This window comes from Pseudomonas sp. Root569 (assembly GCF_001427465.1).
Taxonomy (GTDB): Bacteria; Pseudomonadota; Gammaproteobacteria; order Pseudomonadales; family Pseudomonadaceae; genus Aquipseudomonas; species Aquipseudomonas synxantha.
In genome coordinates this window covers 98575-116495 of record NZ_LMGQ01000002.1, presented here as the reverse complement: position 1 = coordinate 116495, position 17921 = coordinate 98575, and the positions used below count along the sequence as shown (strand labels likewise).

General features: G+C 60.5%; 11 protein-coding genes. 5 read left to right on the top strand and 6 right to left on the bottom strand.

What is annotated here, in order from left to right; translation table 11 throughout:
- The first annotated feature begins 210 nt into the window (after positions 1-210).
- Positions 211-2637 carry a sensor domain-containing diguanylate cyclase gene (locus ASD70_RS03315; RefSeq protein ID WP_056845686.1) on the top strand — a complete coding sequence of 809 codons (2427 nt, stop codon included), beginning with the start codon at positions 211-213 and terminating at the stop codon, positions 2635-2637.
- Between the two features lie 70 nt (positions 2638-2707).
- Here the strand turns inward: ASD70_RS03315 and dacB are convergent, their stop codons facing one another.
- A complete protein-coding gene (dacB, locus tag ASD70_RS03310; protein ID WP_046071674.1) occupies positions 2708-4168 on the bottom strand; it encodes a D-alanyl-D-alanine carboxypeptidase/D-alanyl-D-alanine endopeptidase in 1461 nt (486 codons plus the stop codon).
- 235 nt (positions 4169-4403) lie between these two features.
- Between dacB and ASD70_RS03305 the strand changes: the two genes are divergently transcribed.
- On the top strand, positions 4404-4748 hold the full coding sequence (locus ASD70_RS03305) for a YggL family protein (protein WP_003193255.1): 345 nt from the start codon (positions 4404-4406) through the stop codon (positions 4746-4748).
- A gap of 37 nt (positions 4749-4785) precedes the next feature.
- On the opposite strand, the gene ASD70_RS03300 is transcribed toward ASD70_RS03305, so the two are convergent.
- Complete coding sequence (locus ASD70_RS03300) at positions 4786-5976, bottom strand: benzoate/H(+) symporter BenE family transporter (protein WP_043047064.1); 1191 nt, start codon at positions 5974-5976, stop codon at positions 4786-4788.
- Between the two features lie 342 nt (positions 5977-6318).
- On the opposite strand from ASD70_RS03300, the gene ASD70_RS03295 reads away from it, so the two are divergent.
- Positions 6319-7083, top strand: coding sequence for a GntR family transcriptional regulator (locus ASD70_RS03295; protein ID WP_056845646.1), 765 nt, complete (start codon positions 6319-6321; stop codon positions 7081-7083).
- A gap of 139 nt (positions 7084-7222) precedes the next feature.
- On the opposite strand, the gene guaD is transcribed toward ASD70_RS03295, so the two are convergent.
- The 4 genes from guaD to xdhA form a co-directional block, all read right to left on the bottom strand.
- Positions 7223-8527: a guanine deaminase gene (gene guaD, locus ASD70_RS03290; RefSeq protein ID WP_046071677.1), complete on the bottom strand. Its 1305-nt coding sequence runs from the start codon at positions 8525-8527 to the stop codon at positions 7223-7225.
- Between the two features lie 12 nt (positions 8528-8539).
- Complete coding sequence (gene xdhC / locus ASD70_RS03285) at positions 8540-9379, bottom strand: xanthine dehydrogenase accessory protein XdhC (protein ID WP_056845645.1); 840 nt, start codon at positions 9377-9379, stop codon at positions 8540-8542.
- A gap of 121 nt (positions 9380-9500) precedes the next feature.
- Complete coding sequence (gene xdhB, locus ASD70_RS03280) at positions 9501-11900, bottom strand: xanthine dehydrogenase molybdopterin binding subunit (RefSeq protein ID WP_056845644.1); 2400 nt, start codon at positions 11898-11900, stop codon at positions 9501-9503.
- The gene (gene xdhA, locus ASD70_RS03275; protein WP_056845643.1) at positions 11893-13341 is read right to left on the bottom strand and encodes a xanthine dehydrogenase small subunit; all 1449 of its coding nucleotides are present in this window, start codon (positions 13339-13341) and stop codon (positions 11893-11895) included. The genes xdhB and xdhA overlap by 8 nt, the downstream gene beginning before the upstream one ends.
- A 280-nt stretch (positions 13342-13621) precedes the next feature.
- Here xdhA and ASD70_RS03270 point away from each other — a divergent pair, with 280 nt between their 5' ends.
- A complete protein-coding gene (locus tag ASD70_RS03270) occupies positions 13622-14281 on the top strand; it encodes a GntR family transcriptional regulator (RefSeq protein WP_046071681.1) in 660 nt (219 codons plus the stop codon).
- Between the two features lie 2 nt (positions 14282-14283).
- Positions 14284-17772, top strand: coding sequence for a chromosome segregation protein SMC (gene smc / locus ASD70_RS03265; RefSeq protein WP_056845642.1), 3489 nt, complete (start codon positions 14284-14286; stop codon positions 17770-17772).
- Positions 17773-17921: the final 149 nt, after the last annotated feature.

Here is a 17921-nt window from a genome sequence, read left to right as displayed (position 1 = left end):
GCGTTGAGTATCCAGTGTGGGAGGGGGCTTGCTCCCGATAGCAAAGTGTCAGTCACCCGATGTATTGACTGATACACCTCTATCGGGAGCAAACCCTCTCCAACATCAAGCGCCCGCAGTTTTTACGCTGGTCAAACCCTGGGCCAATGGCTATAACTGAAAGCCTAGCCATAGTGACGCCCCCGCACGCTGGCGTTGCGAGTGTTGCCCATGCCGATGCAAGCCGGTCGCCCGAAAATCCTTGGTTTTATCAGTGAGCAGGCGTCGGCTTGGCTGGTGGCGTTGGTCGTACTGTCGGTCGGTAGCGCATTGACGGTGGTTGTCGCGTGGGCGGCGGCCGACCTGTATCAGCAGCAGGTGCACCAGCGTTTCCAATTGTTGGTCAATGAACGCTTCACTCGTATCCAGGAACGTTTCGAAGATCAGGAACAACGCCTGGGTAGCTTGCAGCGTTTCTTCGCCAATTCCGCTGATGTGTCCCGTAGCGAGTTCGACGGTTTTGCCCAGCCGCTGCTGCTGCATGCCCGTGCCTATTCCTGGGCGCCGCGGGTATTTCGCGAGCAGCGCAGCCAGTTTGAACAACAAATCTCACGCCAGCGCGGCGTACCTTTTGCGATCCGTGAACTGAATGCCTTGGGCGAGTTGGCGCCGGCCACCGAGCGCGATGAATACGTCCCGGTACTCTACAGCCAGACGCAAAGCCTGCTGGGCGCCCCCTTGGGTTTTGACCTGCTGGCCCAGCCTTTGCGCCGCTCAGCCCTGGAACGTGCACAACAAAGCGGCAAGCCTGCGGTGTCACAACCCATGCAATTGGTGGGCGTCGAGCCTGCCTATGCAGCCGGAGTATTGCTGGTAGCGCCGGTCAGCAAAGCTGGCGATACCGAGCCCTACGGTTTTGTCATGGCGGTGATCAGCATGCGCCAGCTGGTGACCGACGGTTTACCCAAACCGAACCGCGACAACCTGGTGATGCAGATCGTCGATACTTCCGACAGCCAGCAGCGGGAGTTATATGCGTCGAGCAATGCACTGGGCAACAGTGACCTGTCGTCTACGCGCCGTCTTGCCCTCGGTGACCATGTCTACGCCCTGAGCGTGCGTGCGAGCCAGGTGTTCGACATGGCGAATCACTCGTCCATGAACACCGTCCTGGCCATGGGCGTGCTGCTCAGTGCCTTGCTCAGTGCCTTGCTCTACGTGTTGGTCAGCCAGCGCCAGCGCGCGTTGAAACTGGTGGAGCAGCGTACCGTGCAGTTGCGCTTGCGAGAGCAGGAGTTACGTGGGGCTCATGGTCAGCTGCGCAGTGTGCTGAACGCGGCGACCCAAGTGGCGATCATCGCTACCGACTTGCGTGGTGTGATCAACACCTTCAACGCTGGCGCCGAACGCATGCTGGGGTTCAAGAGCGAAGAGGTGCTGGGCCGCCTGAAATTGGAAAGCCTGCACCTGGCCTCGGAACTTGAAGCACGCGCTGTGCCGTTGAGCGCGGCGTTGGGCAAGCGCATCCCGCCGAGCCAGGCGATGCTGGTGGAGAGCCCTGACAGCCAACATGAAGCCCGGGAGTGGACGTTGGTACGCAAGGACGGCAGCCAGCTGACCGTCAACATGCTGGTAACGGTACTGCTGGACGACTACGGCCTATGGGTCGGGCATTTGGCGATTTACCTGGACATCACCGCGCAGAAGGGCGCCTACGAAGCCCTTGCCGCGCGGGACCGCTTGCTGAAGAAGCTCAGCAGTCACGTGCCTGGCGGAATCTTCCAGTTCACCCTGGAACCCCAGGACAACTGGCGTTTCATCTACGCCAGCCAAGGCATGCGCGATATCTATGAAATTGAACTCGGCGTGTTGCAACAGGATGCGCGCACGGTGTTCGAGCGCATTCACCCGTTGGACGCCGAGCGGGTGCGGGCGTCGATTCGTTTGTCGGCCCTGCAATTGAGCCACTGGCGCGAAGAGTACCGCGTGCAATTGCCGCAGCGAGGCCTGCGCTGGATTCGCGGCGAGGCGACGCCGGAGGAATTACCGGGAGGCGGTACGCTCTGGCACGGTTATGTATCGGATATCTCCGATCTCAAGCGGGTCGAGGAAGAACTGCGTGCGCTGTCCATCACCGATTCATTGACGGGCATTTATAATCGCCGTTATTTCCAGGATCGCCTCAAGGTCGAGATGCTCCGCCTTAACCGCAGCGCCGGTACTCTGTCGTTGATCATGCTCGATATCGATCACTTCAAGCGGATCAACGACCAGCACGGCCACGCCATGGGTGACCGCGTATTGCAGGAGTTGTGCAAGCGCATTGGCCAGCGTTTGCGGCGTACCGATGTCTTCTGCCGGGTAGGCGGCGAAGAGTTCGCGGTGCTGTGCCCCGGCACCGATGGCGCCCAGGCTTACAGCCTGGCGACGCAGTTGTGGCAGTCGTTGCGCAATACGTCGATGGAACCGGTGGGTATCGTCACCGCCAGCTTTGGCGTGGCCAGTTGGCGGGCCGATGAGGATATAGATGGGTTGCTGCTGCGTGCGGATTCGGCGGTGTATGTGGCCAAGCAGGCGGGCAGGGACCGGGTCGAGGCGTGTGGGAGTGGGCAAGCCCTAATGCCTGTAGGAGCGAGCTTGCTCGCGAAAAAGCCGTAGACGCCGCGTTTACTCAGGAAACACGCGTTAACGTTGACGATTTTCGCGAGCAAGCTCGCTCCTACAGGGTTTAGAGAACCGGCGCGGCCGCCACCGCCTTCGGCTGGCGATACAGGTCCAGCAACACCTGGTCCAGCACCGACGATGCACCCCATGGTTTGTTGTCATTGAGGATCGCCACCACCGCCCAGGTGTTGCCGTTGTTGTCGCGGCTGAACCCGGCGATGGCACGCACGGTATTCAATGTGCCGGTCTTCACATGGGCTTCGCCGCGCATGGCGGTGGTCTTCAAACGTTTACGCATGGTGCCATCGGTGCCGGCGATTGGCATCGAGCTGATGTACTCCGCCGCATAGGGGCTTCTCCAGGCCGCTTGCAGCATGGCCGCCATCTCGCGGGCGCTGACCCGTTCGGCGCGGGACAGGCCGGAGCCGTTCTCCATCACCAGGTGCGGCGCGGTAATGCCTTTCTTCGCCAGCCACTGGCGCACGACGCGTTGCGCGGCCTTGGCATCGTCCCCATCGGCATCGTTGCGAAACTGCGCGCCCAGGCTCAGGAACAACTGCTGGGCCATGGTGTTGTTACTGTACTTGTTGATGTCGCGGATGATTTCCGCCAGGTCCGGCGAGAACGCACGGGCCAGTACCTTGGCATCTTTGGGCACCGGTGCCTGGATATCACGGCCCTGGATGGTGCCGCCCAATTCCTTCCAGATTGCACGCACGGCACCGGCGGTGTAGGTGGCGTGGTCAAGCAGTGACAGGTAGGTCTGCGAGCTGCAGCCATCCGCCAGTTGGCCGCTGACAGTCACGGTCACACTGCCGTCGGCGGCAGTCACGGGGCTGTAGCGCACGTCACCGGTGCACTGCTTGGCGTTGGTGACCTTCACTTGGTTGTCGATGCGAATGCTGGCAATCGGCGGCTCGACTGACACTATCACCCTTCCAGAATCATTGCGGGTCACGAAGCGCAGGGCCTTGAGGTTGACCAGCAAGGCGTCGGGCTTGACCAGGAACGGCTTGTTTTCGTCGTTGCCGTCGTCATTGAACTCAGGCAATTGCGGCTGGTTGAAGAAGTTGCGGTCCAGTACCAGGTCGCCAGTGACTTGCTGCACGCCATTGGCGCGCAGGTCGCGCATCAGCAACCAGAGTTTTTCCATGTTCAGCTTGGGGTCGCCACCGCCCTTGAGGTACAGGTTGCCGCGCAACACGCCGCCGCTGAGGGTACCGTCGGTGTAGAACTCGGTCTTCCACTGGTGGTTGGGGCCGAGCATTTCCAGAGCCGCGTAGGTGGTGACCAGCTTCATAGTGGAGGCCGGGTTCACTGAAACATCGGCATTGAACACAGTGGGGGTGCCGGGGCCGTTCAGCGGCAGCATTACCAGGGACAGCGCGGTGTTTTGCAGCTTGGCTTTCTGCAGGGCCTGGGCAACGCTGGGCGGCAGGGTGGTATTAATAGGAGCAGCAGTGGCACAGAAGGCCAGTGGCAAGAGGAAACCGGCGAATAACACTGAACGTAAAGATTTGATCATAAGAGGTAAAACCCTACTGCTGAGGAGGGTGAAAAGGTGAGGGGTATGAAAGAAAATCCCTCAATGGTCACGAAAGTGTCGGCATTATGCCCCAAGCTGGAACCACTTGTAGCTCAACGATAGCTGCTAATTGTGGTTTTTTTGTCGGCTTTTGCCCGCCCGTCCCAGAGAGTCGGGCAATTGCCGCCTTAAACTGCTAAAGTGCCGCCCGTTATTACTTATGAGGATTGTTCCAATGGCGACTAACCGTTCCCAGCGTCTGCGCAAAAAACTGTGCGTTGATGAATTTCAAGAGCTGGGTTTCGAACTGAACCTGGACTTCAACGAAGGCCTGAGTGAAGAAGCTATCGACGCTTTCCTCGAAGCATTCATCAAAGAAGCCATGGAAGCCAACGGTCTGGGCTATGTCGGCGGCGACGACTACGGTCTGGTTTGCCTGCAGAAGCGTGGCTCGGTTTCCGAAGAGCAGCGCGCTGCTGTTGAAGCCTGGCTGAAAACCCGTTCCGAGCTGACCAAGGCTGAAGTCAGCCCGCTGTTGGACGTGTGGTATCCGGAAAAGCCGATCAACGCGGCCAAGTGATACTAAATAAAACGGCGACCTGAGGGTCGCCGTTTTTTTATGCCTTGCGCCAATTCAGAATCAGCAACGTCAACACCCCCGCCACAATCCCCCAGAACGCCGAACCGATGGAAAACAACGTCAAGCCTGACGCCGTGACCATAAAGGTGATCAGCGCCGCTTCCCGCTCTTTCGGCTCATTCATGGCGATGCTCAGGCCATTGATGATCGAGCCAAACAGCGCCAGGGCTGCAATCGACAATACCAACTCCTTGGGCAGCGCCGCGAACAGTGCCGCCAGCGTTGCGCCGAATACTCCGGCAATCCCGTAGAACACCCCGCACCACACCGCTGCGGTGTAGCGCTTGTTGCGGTCTTCATGGGCATGGGGCCCGGTGCAGATTGCCGCGCTGATGGCCGCCAGGTTGATGCCGTGGGAGCCGAACGGAGCCAGCACCAGCGAGGCCAGGCCAGTGGTGGTGATCAGCGGCGACGCTGGGACGTTGTAGCCGTCGGCCCGCAGCACGGCAACGCCGGGCATGTTCTGCGAGGTCATGGCCACCACGAACAGCGGGATGCCGATGCTGATGGTCGCCGCCAGTGAGAAGTGCGGCGTGGTCCACACCGGCGTCGCCACTTCCAGGTGGAAGCCGCTGAAATCCAACAGCCCCATCAGCCCAGACAGCGCGGTGCCAATCAGCAGCGCGGCGAGCACGGCATAACGCGGGGACAGACGCTTGATGACCAGATAGGTGAAAAACATCCCCAGCACCAGTCCGGTACGATGCTGCGCGGCGACAAAAATCTCGCTGCCGATCTTGAACAGGATCCCCGCCAGCAGCGCCGCCGCCAGCGACGCCGGGATCCGCTTGACCAGCTTTTCAAAGCTGCCGGTCAATCCGCAAATCGTTACCAGCACCGCGCAGGTGATGTAGGCGCCAATGGCCTCGCCATAACTCACGCCGCCTAAGCTTGTGATCAACAGCGCGGCGCCCGGTGTGGACCAAGCGATGGTGATAGGCGTGCGATAGCGCAACGACAGGCCAATGCTGCACACCGCCATGCCGATGGAAATCGCCCAGATCCACGAGGAAATCTGCGCCGTGGTCAAGCCGGCGGCCTGGCCAGCCTGGAACATCAGCACCAGGGAGCTGGTGTAGCCGGTCATCATGGCGATAAAGCCGGCGACGACGGCCGATGCAGAAGTGTCGGCCAGCGGGCGCAAGGGCGCTTGGGTGGCATCGGTCATGGAGGGGTATTCCTTTTACCTGACTACGCACAGTTTAGGAGCGAGCTTGCTCGCGAAAAACGCCAACGATGACGCGCGGTTTCTGGAGGATTGCTGCGCTATCGGGGTTTTCGCGAGCAAGCTCGCTCCTACAGTGCGATATCGTTTATGGGAAATCGTGGAATCAAGCCTAAACTCAAACGTAACGAGTCATTGCAATACAGCCGGGGCCGCAAACAGCCGTACAGTGTGTTGGCGCATCGGGTTGTGTACAATGTGCCCTGTTTTTAGGTGATACTTGCCAGCGTAGCGTCGTTGCCGTATTACCGTTATTTCGCCGCCGTTCTCCAAACCCGAGTGCCCATGAACGAACAGTTGCAACCTCTCAAGAAACAACCGCGAGCCGGCAAGACCGGTCGCAGCGGAACCCAGGACGATATTGTCTACGCGCATATCTTCGAGGCGATCCTCGAACAACGCCTGGCGCCCGGAACCAAATTGAGTGAAGAGGCACTGGGCGAAATCTTCGGCGTGAGCCGCACCATCATCCGCCGTGCGCTGTCGCGCCTGGCCCATGAGGGTGTGGTGCTGCTGAGGCCCAATCGCGGCGCGGTGGTTGCCAGCCCAAGCGTGGAAGAAGCGCGCCAGGTGTTCATGGCCCGGCGCCTGGTGGAGCGGGCGATCACTGAATTGGCGGTGCAGCACGCCACCGCCGAGCAGTTGGCCGAGTTGCGCCAGATGGTCAACGACGAGCGCGACAGCTTTTCCCGTGGCGATCGCGGTGCGGGTATCCGCCTTTCGGGCGAATTCCACCTGAAACTGGCTGAGGCAGCAAAAAACGCGCCGCTGATCAGCTTTCAGCGCAGCCTGGTGTCCCAGACCTCATTGATCATCGCCCAGTACGAAAGCGGCAACCGCTCGCACTGTTCGTATGATGAACACACCCAGTTGATCGACGCGATCGAAGCCCGCGATGCGGTGCTGGCGGTGAACTTGATGATGCATCACATGGACCATATCGACAGCAAGCTCAACCTCGATGAGGAAAGCGCGTCGGATGATTTGCATGCGGTGTTCTCGCACCTTTTACAGACCAGGAAGCCAGGGCGCTCCTCGGTAAAACTGTAATCTCCCTGATTCACTGGGGGATAAAAATGTGGGAGGGGGCTTGCTCCCGATAGCAGAGTGTCAGTAGCAGATAGGCTGACTGACACACCGCTATCGGGAGCAAGCCCCCTCCCACATTGGTATTGTGTTGTGGCTGGGTTCAGCGTTGATGCACCAACTGCCCAGCCGCATAGGTCTGCAACACCGCCCGATCATCCCCCAGCGTCATCAATACAAACAGCGTCTCGGCAATGTTATTGGCCTGTTTCAAGCGATAGCTCAGCAGCGGCGTGGCGTTGTAGTCCAGCACCAAAAAGTCCGCATCCGTGCCAGGCTGCAACGTGCCGATCCTGTCTTCCAGACGCAACGCCCGCGCACCGCCCAGGGTCGCCAGGTACAGCGATTTGAACGGGCTCAACCGTGCCCCCTGCAACTGCATGACCTTGTAGGCTTCATTCAATGTTTGCAGGAGCGAGAAGCTGGTACCGCCACCCACGTCGGTGCCCAGGCCCACGTTCAGTTTGTGTTTCTCCGCCATCGGCAGGTTGAACAAACCACTGCCGAGAAAGAGATTCGACGTCGGGCAGAATGCGACTGCCGAGCCGGCCTTTGCCAAGCGTGCGCACTCGTCATCACACAGGTGCACGCCATGGGCAAATACCGAGCGCTCGCCCAGCAGTTTGTAATGGTCGTACACATCCAGGTAGCCGCTACGCTCCGGGAACAGTTCCTTCACCCACTCGACTTCCTGCTTGTTCTCACTGATGTGGGTCTGCATGTACAGGTCCGGGTATTCCCCCAGCAGTTTCCCGGCCAGCGTCAATTGCTCTGGTGTGCTGGTGGGGGCAAAGCGTGGCGTCACCGCGTAATGCAGGCGGCCTTTGCCGTGCCAGCGCTCGATCAGCGCCTTGCTTTCCTGATAGCCGGATTCGGGCGTGTCAGTCAGATAGTCCGGCGCATTGCGGTCCATCATCACCTTGCCGGCGATCATGCGCAGGTCGAGCTTCTCGGCCGCTTCAAAGAATGCATTCACCGATTGCGGGTGCACGCTGCCGAACACCAGCGCGGTGGTGGTGCCGTTGCGCAGCAGTTCCTTGATGAAGATATCCGCGACTTCCTCGGCGTGGGCCTTATCGGCGAACTGGCTTTCACACGGGAAGGTGTAGGTGTTGAGCCAGTCCAGCAACTGTTCGCCATAGGCGCCGACCATGCCGGTCTGCGGCAGGTGGATATGGGTGTCGATCAAGCCGGGGGTGATCAGCGCGTCCTGGTAGTGGGTGATGTCGATATCGGCAGGCAGGCTCGGCAGCAGATCGCTGGCGTGACCGAGCGCGCTGATCTGACCGTTATCGATCACCAGCAGGCCATCTTCGAAATACTCGTAGGAGGCTTCGATGCCAACGACGGCAGGGTCGTCGATGCTGTGCAGGATGGCGGCACGGTAGGCTTTGCGAGTCAAAGGCATGGTTATCTCAATTTAGATAGCTTGGCTGCGGCGCGAAGCCGGCAGCAATTTGGCAATGGGTTCGGCGCCGGCAGTGTGCTGGCCGAAATTGGCGTTATAGGTGGCGATGATTTCGCCGGCGATGGAAATGGCGATCTCCACGGGCAACTTGCCCTTTACCTCGGTGAGGCCCATGGGGCAGCGCATGCGTTGCAACTGCGCGGTGTCGAAGCCGCGGTCACGCAGGCGGTGTTCGAATTTCACGCGCTTGGTCTTCGAACCGATCAGGCCGAAGTAGGCGAAGTCATTGCGCTTGAGCAGGGCGGCGGTCAGTTCCAGGTCCAGCGTGTGATTGTGGGTCATGACGATGCAATAACTACCCGCTGGCAGGTCTGCAATTTCATCGACCGGCTCTTCGCTGACGATTTTACGCACGCCTTGGGGGACATTCTCTGGGAATTCCTGATCGCGGGAGTCGATCCAGCGCACCCGGCACGGCAGGCTCGCCAGCAACGGCACCAGCGCACGCCCCACATGGCCGGCGCCAAACACCGCGATCTGCGCCTGCACCTGGCCCATGGGTTCGAACAGCAGCACGGTCACGCCACCGCAGCACTGTCCGAGGCTGGCACCGAGGCTGAAGCGCTCCAGATGGGTGTTCTGCTGGCCGCGGGCGAGCATGTCGCGGGCGATCTGCATCGCCTTGTATTCCAGGTGCCCACCGCCGATGGTGTCGAACGTATGGGCGGCGCTGATTACCATCTTGGAGCCGGCATTGCGCGGCGTGGAGCCGAGCTCTTCGATGATGGTCACCAGGACGCAGGGTTCGCCCTGGTCTTGCAGGGTGGCGAGGGCGCTGATCCAGTTGTTCATGTTCACCTCAACATTACTGTTGTCAGTTCGGTCGTCATCGGGAGCAAGCCCCCTCCCACATTTGCTCTGTGAATACCTTCAAATGTGGGAGGGGGCTTGCTCCCGATGGCAGCGCCGCGGTCTAGAGCGAAGCCATCTCAGTTTCAGCCTCAATGGCCTTCACCGCCTGAACCTGCCGCATCTGCTCACACCCCCACAACACCCGCTCCGGCGTCGCCGGCGCATCGATCTTGGGCTGCTGGCGATAGTCAGCCAAGCTCGCCACCGCGTCCTTGATCGCACACCACGAAGCAATCCCGAGCATGAACGGCGGCTCCCCCACGGCCTTGGAATGGAACACCGTGTCTTCCGGGTTCTTGCGGTTTTCCACCAGCTTGACTCGCAGGTCAAGCGGCATGTCCGCTACGGCGGGGATCTTGTAGCTGGCCGGGCCGTTGGTCATGAGCTTGCCCTTGTCGTTCCACACCAGCTCTTCCATGGTCAGCCAGCCCATGCCCTGGATAAAGCCGCCTTCGACCTGGCCGATGTCGATGGCCGGGTTCAGCGAGGCGCCCACGTCGTGGAGGATGTCGGTGCGCAGCATCTTGTATTCGCCGGTCAAGGTGTCGACGATCACTTCGCAGCAGGCGGCGCCGAAGGCGAAGTAGTAGAACGGCCGACCACGCGCCTGGCTACGGTCGTAGAAGATTTTCGGGGTCTTGTAGAAGCCGGTGCTCGACAGCGAGACCTGGGCGAAATACGCCTGCTGGATCAACGTTTCGAACGTCAGGATTTGTTCGCGAACACGCACATGGCCGTTGCGGAACTGCACGTCCGCTTCGCTGACGTCGTACTTGCGCGCGGCGAACTCCACCAGGCGCTGCTTGATGGTCTCGGCGGCATTCTGCGCGGCCTTGCCGTTAAGGTCCGCACCGCTGGAGGCGGCAGTGGGCGAGGTGTTGGGCACCTTGTCGGTGTTGGTGGCAGTGATCTGTACGCGGTCGATGTCCACCTGGAACACTTCAGCCACCACCTGGGCAACCTTGGTATTCAAGCCCTGGCCCATCTCGGTGCCGCCGTGGTTCAGGTGGATGCTGCCGTCGGTGTAGATGTGGATCAACGCACCAGCCTGGTTAAGGAAGCTGGCGGTAAAGGAAATACCGAATTTCACCGGGGTCAGCGCCAGGCCCTTTTTCAGGATCGGGCTGTGGGCGTTGTACAGGCGGATCGCTTCACGGCGCTCGGCGTATTGGCTGCTGGCTTCAAGCTCGGCGGTCATCTCTTCGAGCATGTTGTGCTCGACGGTCTGGTAATAATGGGTGACGTTGCGCTCGGTCTTGCCGTAGTAATTGGCCTTGCGTACTGCCAATGGGTCCAGCGCCAGGTGACGCGCGATGGCGTCCATCACCTCCTCGATCGCGACCATGCCCTGGGGGCCGCCGAAGCCGCGGTAGGCGGTGTTGGACGCGGTGTTGGTCTTGCAACGATGGCCATTGACCGTGGCATCGCCCAGGTAATACGAGTTGTCGGCGTGGAACATGGCGCGGTCGACAATCGAGTTGGACAGGTCCGGCGAGCAGCCGCAGTTACCCGCCAGTTCCAGGTTGATGCCGTGCAGGCGACCGTTTTCGTCGAAGCCCACGTCGTATTCGATATAGAAAGGGTGGCGCTTGCCTGTCATCAGCATGTCTTCGACCCGAGGCAAGCGCATCTTGGTCGGCTGGCCAGTGAGGCGCGCCACCACCGCGCACAGGCAGGCCGGGCTGGCGGCCTGGGTTTCCTTGCCGCCAAAACCACCGCCCATGCGGCGCATGTCGACCACGATCTTGTTCATCGACACGTCGAGTACTTCGGCCACCAGCTTCTGCACTTCGGTAGGGTTTTGCGTGGAACAGTAGACGATCATGCCGCCGTCTTCGGTGGGCATCACCGAGGAGATCTGGGTTTCCAGGTAGAAGTGTTCCTGGCCGCCGATATGCAGGGTGCCCTGGATACGGTGCTTGGCGCTCGCCAGCGCCGCGGCCGAATCGCCGCGTTGGTGGGTGTGGCTGTCGAGCACGAAATGCTTGTTGCGTAAGGCCTCGACTACATCCAGCACCGGCTCCAGGTCTTCATATTCAATCACTGCCGCCATCGCCGCCTTGCGCGCAGTCTCCAGGTCGCGGGCCGCCACGGCCAGCACCACTTGACCTACGAACTGCACGGTGTCGATGGCCAGCAACGGGTCGCCGGGCATCAATGGGCCGATGTCTTTCAGGCCCGGTATGTCTTCGTGGGTGATGACGATGCGCACGCCGTCAAAGGCGTAGCAGGGCGCAGTGTCGATGCTGAGGATGCGGGCGTGGGCGCGGTCGGACAGGCGCGCATACAGGTGCAACTGGTTGGGAAATTCCAGGCGGTCATCGATGTACTGCGCTTCGCCGCTGACGTGCTTGGCGGCGCTGTCATGCTTGACGCTGCGGCCGACCCCGGAGGTCAAGTCCCGGGCAAACAGCTCGGCAAGTTCGGCCTGGGTTTTTACGACGGCGTGATGGTTAGACATATGCGGTCACCCGAGTCTCGATGTGCGGCGTTTGCAGCTCGATGAAGTATTTGCGCAGCAGGTTCTGCGCGCTGAGCAGGCGGTATTCCTTACTGGCGCGGAAGTCCGACAGCGGCGTGAAATCTTCGGCCAGGGCGACGCAGGCTTTTTCCACGGTGGCGCTATTCCAGGTAGCGCCCACCAACACGGCCTCGCAGCTTTTTGCGCGTTTTGGCGTGGCGGCCATGCCGCCGAAGGCAACACGGGCTTCGCTGATTACCCCATTGTCGATCTTCAAGTTGAAGGCGGCGCAGACTGCGGAAATATCATCGTCCAGGCGCTTGGACACCTTATAGGCACGAAACAGTGCATGGCCCTTGGGCACGATGATCTTCTCGATGAACTCGCTGTCCTGGCGGGCGGTGACGCGGTAATCGATGAAATAGTCTTCCAGTGCCAGGGTGCGACGGGTGTTGCCTTTGCACAGGACGATCTGCGCACCCAGGGCAATCAGCAGCGGTGGCGAATCACCAATCGGCGAGGCGTTGCCGATATTGCCGCCCAGGGTGCCCTGGTTGCGGATCTGCAGGGAAGCGAAGCGGTGCAACAGTTCGCCAAAGTCCGGGTATTCGTGGTGCAGCGCGGCGTAGCAGTCTGAGAGGGCAGTGGCCGCGCCGATTTCCAGGCGGTCGTCGAAGTCCTCGATGCGCTTCATTTCTTCAATATTGCCAACGTAGATCATCACCGGCAGGGTGCGATGGAACTGGGTGACTTCCAGTGCCAGGTCGGTACCTCCGGCCAGCAGGCGGGCTTGGGGGTAGGCATCGTAGAGGTCCGCCAGGTCGGCGACGGTCAGCGGCACCAGGCAGCGTTTGTCGCCACTGTTGAGTTCGCCGGTCTGGGTCGGTGCGATGCTTTTGAGACGGGCGATAGTGTCGGCCTGGCGACTGTCAAACTGGTCCTGGGGCTTGTTGCAGCAGGCTTGTTCGGCGGCGGCGAGGATCGGGCGATAACCGGTGCAGCGACATAGGTTGCCGGCCAGGGCTTCATGGGCTTTGTGGCTGTCGGGGGCATCGCTGTTCTTTTGCAGGGCAAACAGCGACATCACGAAACCCGGGGTGCAAAAGCCGCACTGCGAGCCGTGGCACTCGACCATGGCCTGTTGAACGCTGTGCAGCTGGCCCTGGTGCTTGAGATCTTCGACGCTGATCAGTTGCTTGCCGTGCAACGACGAGACAAAGGTCAGGCAGGAGTTGAGGCTGCGATAACGAATCTGCTCGGCACCCTGATCGTTGGTGTGCAATTCGCCGACCACCACGGTGCACGCACCGCAGTCGCCACTGGCGCAGCCTTCCTTGGTACCGGGCTTGCCCACATGCTCACGCAGATAATTGAGCACTGTCAGGTTTGGGTCCAGGGCGTGCTCGCTACGGAGTTCCTGGTTAAGTAAAAACTGGATCACGGAAGGCCTCGCAGACTCATTATTGTTGTTAACCGCTTTGCGCCGAATCTAGTCATGTCTGACTTTTCGGTCAATGGTTTTCTGACTTAAGGGTCAAGAAAATGCGATCGCAACACTTTCAATTATGGTCCAGTCTTCTGGAACCAGCGTTTTGGGCGGCGTACAGGCTTTCATCGTTGCTTATTTCATGCCAAATTCGCCACGGTGGGCGTAGCGCCATCAGCGGGCCAATGCGCTACACTGCCGCGCTTGTACCGATAGAAGATTTTGAAGGGAAAACATGACGTTCAAGGCGCCGGACAGTCTCGCCGAGCAAATTGCTCACCACCTCGCCGAACGTATCATTCGCGGCGATCTCAAGCCTGGGGAGCGGATCCAGGAACAGAAGGTCACGCTGGCGCTCAACGTCAGCCGTGGTTCCGTGCGTGAAGCCTTGCTGATCCTCGAGCGCCGCCACCTGATCGCGATCCTGCCGCGTCGGGGTGCCCATGTCACCGAGCTCACCGCGCACAAGGTGCAGAGCCTGTGCACCTTGATGGGCGAGATGTACATTCTGCTCGGCAATGCGGTAGCCGAAGGCTGGCAGACCCAGGCCGACATGGCGCCGTTCCTGCAGATCCAGCAACGCCTGCAAGCCAGTTACGAGCGTGAGGATATCCGCGCCTTCGTCGAAGAAAGCTTCAATGTGATGCGCGCCGCCTACCCCTTCGCCAACAATCCGTATCTGCAGGAAACCGTCGAGAACCTGCAACCGGCGATGAACCGCGCTTATTACCTGGCCCTGGACCAACGCAAGGCGTCCATGAGCGAATACCTGGCGTTGTTCGAGCAATTACTGGCCGCCGTACTGGCCCGTGACCTGGTGCAAATTCGCCTGGTGCTGTCGGCTTACTGCCAGCGCAGCAGCTCGCTGGTCATCGCTGCGTTGGCGGACGCCTAGACGTGCGGCTCAAGTGCATCAAATTGGCGGGGTTCAAATCCTTCGTCGACCCCACTACGGTGAACTTCCCCAGCAACATGGCGGCAGTGGTGGGGCCCAATGGCTGCGGCAAGTCGAATATCATCGACGCCGTACGCTGGGTGATGGGCGAGAGCTCGGCAAAAAACCTGCGCGGCGAGTCGATGACCGACGTCATCTTCAATGGCTCTACCAGCCGCAAACCGGTGAGCCAGGCCAGCATCGAGCTGGTGTTCGATAACTCCGACGGCACTCTGGTCGGTGAGTACGCGGCCTATGCGGAAATCTCGATTCGCCGCAAAGTCACCCGCGACAGCCAGAACAGCTACTTCCTCAATGGCACCAAGTGCCGTCGTCGCGACATCACCGACATCTTCCTCGGCACCGGGCTTGGCCCGCGCAGTTATTCGATCATCGAACAGGGCATGATCTCCAAGCTGATCGAAGCCAAGCCCGAAGACCTGCGTAACTTTATCGAAGAAGCGGCGGGTATCTCCAAGTACAAGGAGCGTCGTCGCGAGACCGAAAATCGCATCCGCCGCACCCATGAAAACCTCGCCCGCCTGACCGACCTGCGCGAAGAGCTGGAGCGCCAGTTGGAGCGCCTGCACCGCCAGGCCCAGGCCGCCGAGAAGTATCAGGAATACAAGGGCGAAGAACGCCAGCTCAAGGCGCAACTCTCGGCCCTGCGCTGGCAGGCGCTGAATGACCAGGTGGGCCAGCGCGAAGCGATCATTGGCACCCAGGAAATCAGCTTCGAAGCGCTGGTGGCCGAGCAGCGCAACGCCGACGCCAGCATCGAGCGCCTGCGTGACGGCCACCATGAACTCTCCGAACGCTTCAATCTGGTGCAGGGCCGTTTCTATTCAGTGGGCGGCGATATCGCCCGGGTCGAGCAGAGCATCCAGCACGGTCAGCAGCGCCTGCGCCAGTTGCAGGATGACCTGAAGGAAGCCGAACGCGCGCGCCTGGAAACCGAATCGCATCTGGGCCATGACCGCACCTTGCTGCTGACCCTCGGCGAAGAGCTGGACATGCTCACCCCCGAGCAGGAAATCACCAACGCTGCCGCCGAAGAAGCCGCCGCCGCCTTGGAAGAAGCCGAAACCACCATGCACGCCTGGCAGGAACAGTGGGATACCTTCAACCTGCGTTCCGCCGAGCCACGCCGCCAGGCTGAGGTGCAGCAGTCACGCATCCAGCAGCTGGAAACCAGCATGGAACGCCTGGCCGAGCGCCAGCGCCGTCTGCAGGAAGAGCGCGTATTGCTCGCCGCCGACCCGGAAGACGCGGCGATCATGCAGTTGAGCGAGCAACTGGCCGAAAGCGAAATGACCCTCGAGGAGCTGGAGGCCAGCGAAGAACAGCAAGTGGAGCGCTTGGAGCAACTGCGTCAGCAATTGCACACGGCAACCCAGGCGCAGCAGCAGGCCCAGGGGGATTTGCAGCGTCTCAATGGTCGCCTGGCATCCCTTGAAGCGCTCCAGCAAGCGGCGTTGGACCCTGGCACCGGTACCGCCGAATGGCTGCGCGACCAGCATTTGGCCGAGCGCCCGCGCCTGGCCGAAGGCTTGAAGGTAGAAGCCGGTTGGGAGCTGGCGGTGGAAACCGTTTTGGGCGCCGATTTGCAAGCCGTGCTGGTGGACGATTTTGGCGGCTTCGATCTGGCCGGCTTTGCCCAGGGCGACTTGCGCCTGCTCAGCCCCGCCGCCGATGGCACGCGGGTGCCGGGCAGTCTGCTGGACAAGGTTGAAGCGGCGATTGACTTGTCGCCGTGGCTGGACCAGGTCAAGCCGGTGGAGTCGCTTGAGCAGGCCTTGGCCCAGCGTGTTCAACTGGGGGCCGGTGAGAGCCTGATCAGTCGTGATGGCTATTGGGTCGGGCGCCACTTCCTGCGGGTACGGCGTGCCAGTGAAGCCGAAAGCGGCGTATTGGCCCGTGGCCAGGAAATCGTCAATTTGACCGCCGAGCGTGAAGAGCGTGAAGCCACCCTCGAAAGCCTGGAAACCGAACTGCAAACCCTGCGCGCCACCCAGCGCCAGCAGGAGACCGGTCGCGAACACCTGCGCCGGCTGTTGCAGGACGAAGCGCGCCAGCAGGGCGAATTGAAAGCCCAACTGTCGGCGAGCAAGGCCAAGGTCGAACAACTGACCCTGCGCCGCACCCGCCTCGATGAAGAAGTGGCCGAAATGGGCGAGCAGCGCGCCCTGGAACACGAGCAGATCGGCGAAGCACGCCTGCAATTGCAGGAAGCCCTCGACAGCATGGCCCTGGACACCGAGCAGCGCGAGTTGCTGCTGGCCCAGCGCGACAGCCTGCGCGAACGCCTCGACCGCGTGCGCCAGGAAGCGCGCCAGCACAAGGATCATGCCCACCAGCTAGCGGTGCGCCTCGGCTCGTTGCGCGCCCAGCACGACTCCACGCGTCAGGCCCTCGAGCGCCTGGAGATGCAGTCCGAACGCCTGACCGAAAAACGCGAGCAACTGAGCCTGAACCTGGAGGAGGGCGAGGCGCCACTGGAAGAGCTGCGCCTCAAGCTCGAAGAGTTGCTCGATAAGCGCATGACCGTCGACGAAGAACTCAAGACCGCGCAGATCGCCCTCGAGGATGCCGACCGCGAACTGCGCGATGCTGAAAAACGCCGCACTATGGCCGAGCAGCAATCCCAGTTGATCCGCGGCCAGCTCGAACAGCAACGCATGGAATGGCAAGCCTTGACTGTGCGACGCAAGACCTTGCAAGACCAGTTGCTTGAAGACGGCTATGACCTGCACGGCGTGCTCAACACCCTGACCGCTCAGGCCAACGAGAAAGACGCCGAAGAAGAACTTGAACGGATTGCCGCACGCATTCAACGCCTGGGCGCGATCAACCTCGCGGCCATTGATGAGTACCAGCAGCAGTCCGAGCGCAAACGTTATCTGGATGCCCAGGACGCCGATCTGGTGGAAGCCCTGGATACCCTGGAAAACGTGATCCGCAAGATCGACAAGGAAACCCGCAACCGCTTCAAAGATACCTTTGATCAGATTAATGGCGGTTTACAGGCGTTATTCCCAAAAGTTTTCGGTGGTGGCAGCGCTTACTTGGAACTGACGGGCGAAGATCTACTCGATACAGGGGTAACGATCATGGCGCGGCCTCCGGGCAAGAAGAACAGCACCATCCATTTGTTGTCCGGCGGCGAAAAGGCCCTGACCGCATTGGCCCTGGTATTTGCCATCTTCAAGTTGAACCCGGCGCCGTTCTGCATGCTCGACGAAGTTGACGCACCGCTGGATGACGCTAACGTGGGACGCTACGCTCGGTTGGTCAAAGAGATGTCCCAGACCGTGCAGTTCATCTATATCACTCACAACAAGATCGCCATGGAAATGGCCGATCAGTTGATGGGGGTCACGATGCACGAGCCGGGTTGTTCGCGATTGGTCGCGGTGGATGTGGAAGAAGCGATGGCGATGGTGGAATCCTGAGCCACGCCAGCAGAGAGAATTTTCAGCACGATGTAGGGCGGTTTACCGGTCTAACGAAAGTGGCAAATGGACATATTTGTTCAAGGCATTTTGACAGACGGTGTAAAGTTGTCTTTGGTCGTGCTAGTTTAATGTCAATTTTTCGTGTG

Coding starts and splice junctions, on each gene's coding strand:
- guaD (WP_046071677.1), bottom strand. CDS start 8,527: ATGCCTTTGACTCGCAAAGCCTACCGTGCCGCCATCCTGCACAGCATC.
- xdhC (WP_056845645.1), bottom strand. CDS start 9,379: ATGAACAACTGGATCAGCGCCCTCGCCACCCTGCAAGACCAGGGCGAA.
- xdhB (WP_056845644.1), bottom strand. CDS start 11,900: ATGTCTAACCATCACGCCGTCGTAAAAACCCAGGCCGAACTTGCCGAG.
- ASD70_RS03270 (WP_046071681.1), top strand. CDS start 13,622: ATGACGTTCAAGGCGCCGGACAGTCTCGCCGAGCAAATTGCTCACCAC.
- ASD70_RS03295 (WP_056845646.1), top strand. CDS start 6,319: ATGAACGAACAGTTGCAACCTCTCAAGAAACAACCGCGAGCCGGCAAG.
- ASD70_RS03300 (WP_043047064.1), bottom strand. CDS start 5,976: ATGACCGATGCCACCCAAGCGCCCTTGCGCCCGCTGGCCGACACTTCT.
- dacB (WP_046071674.1), bottom strand. CDS start 4,168: ATGATCAAATCTTTACGTTCAGTGTTATTCGCCGGTTTCCTCTTGCCA.
- ASD70_RS03305 (WP_003193255.1), top strand. CDS start 4,404: ATGGCGACTAACCGTTCCCAGCGTCTGCGCAAAAAACTGTGCGTTGAT.
- ASD70_RS03315 (WP_056845686.1), top strand. CDS start 211: ATGCCGATGCAAGCCGGTCGCCCGAAAATCCTTGGTTTTATCAGTGAG.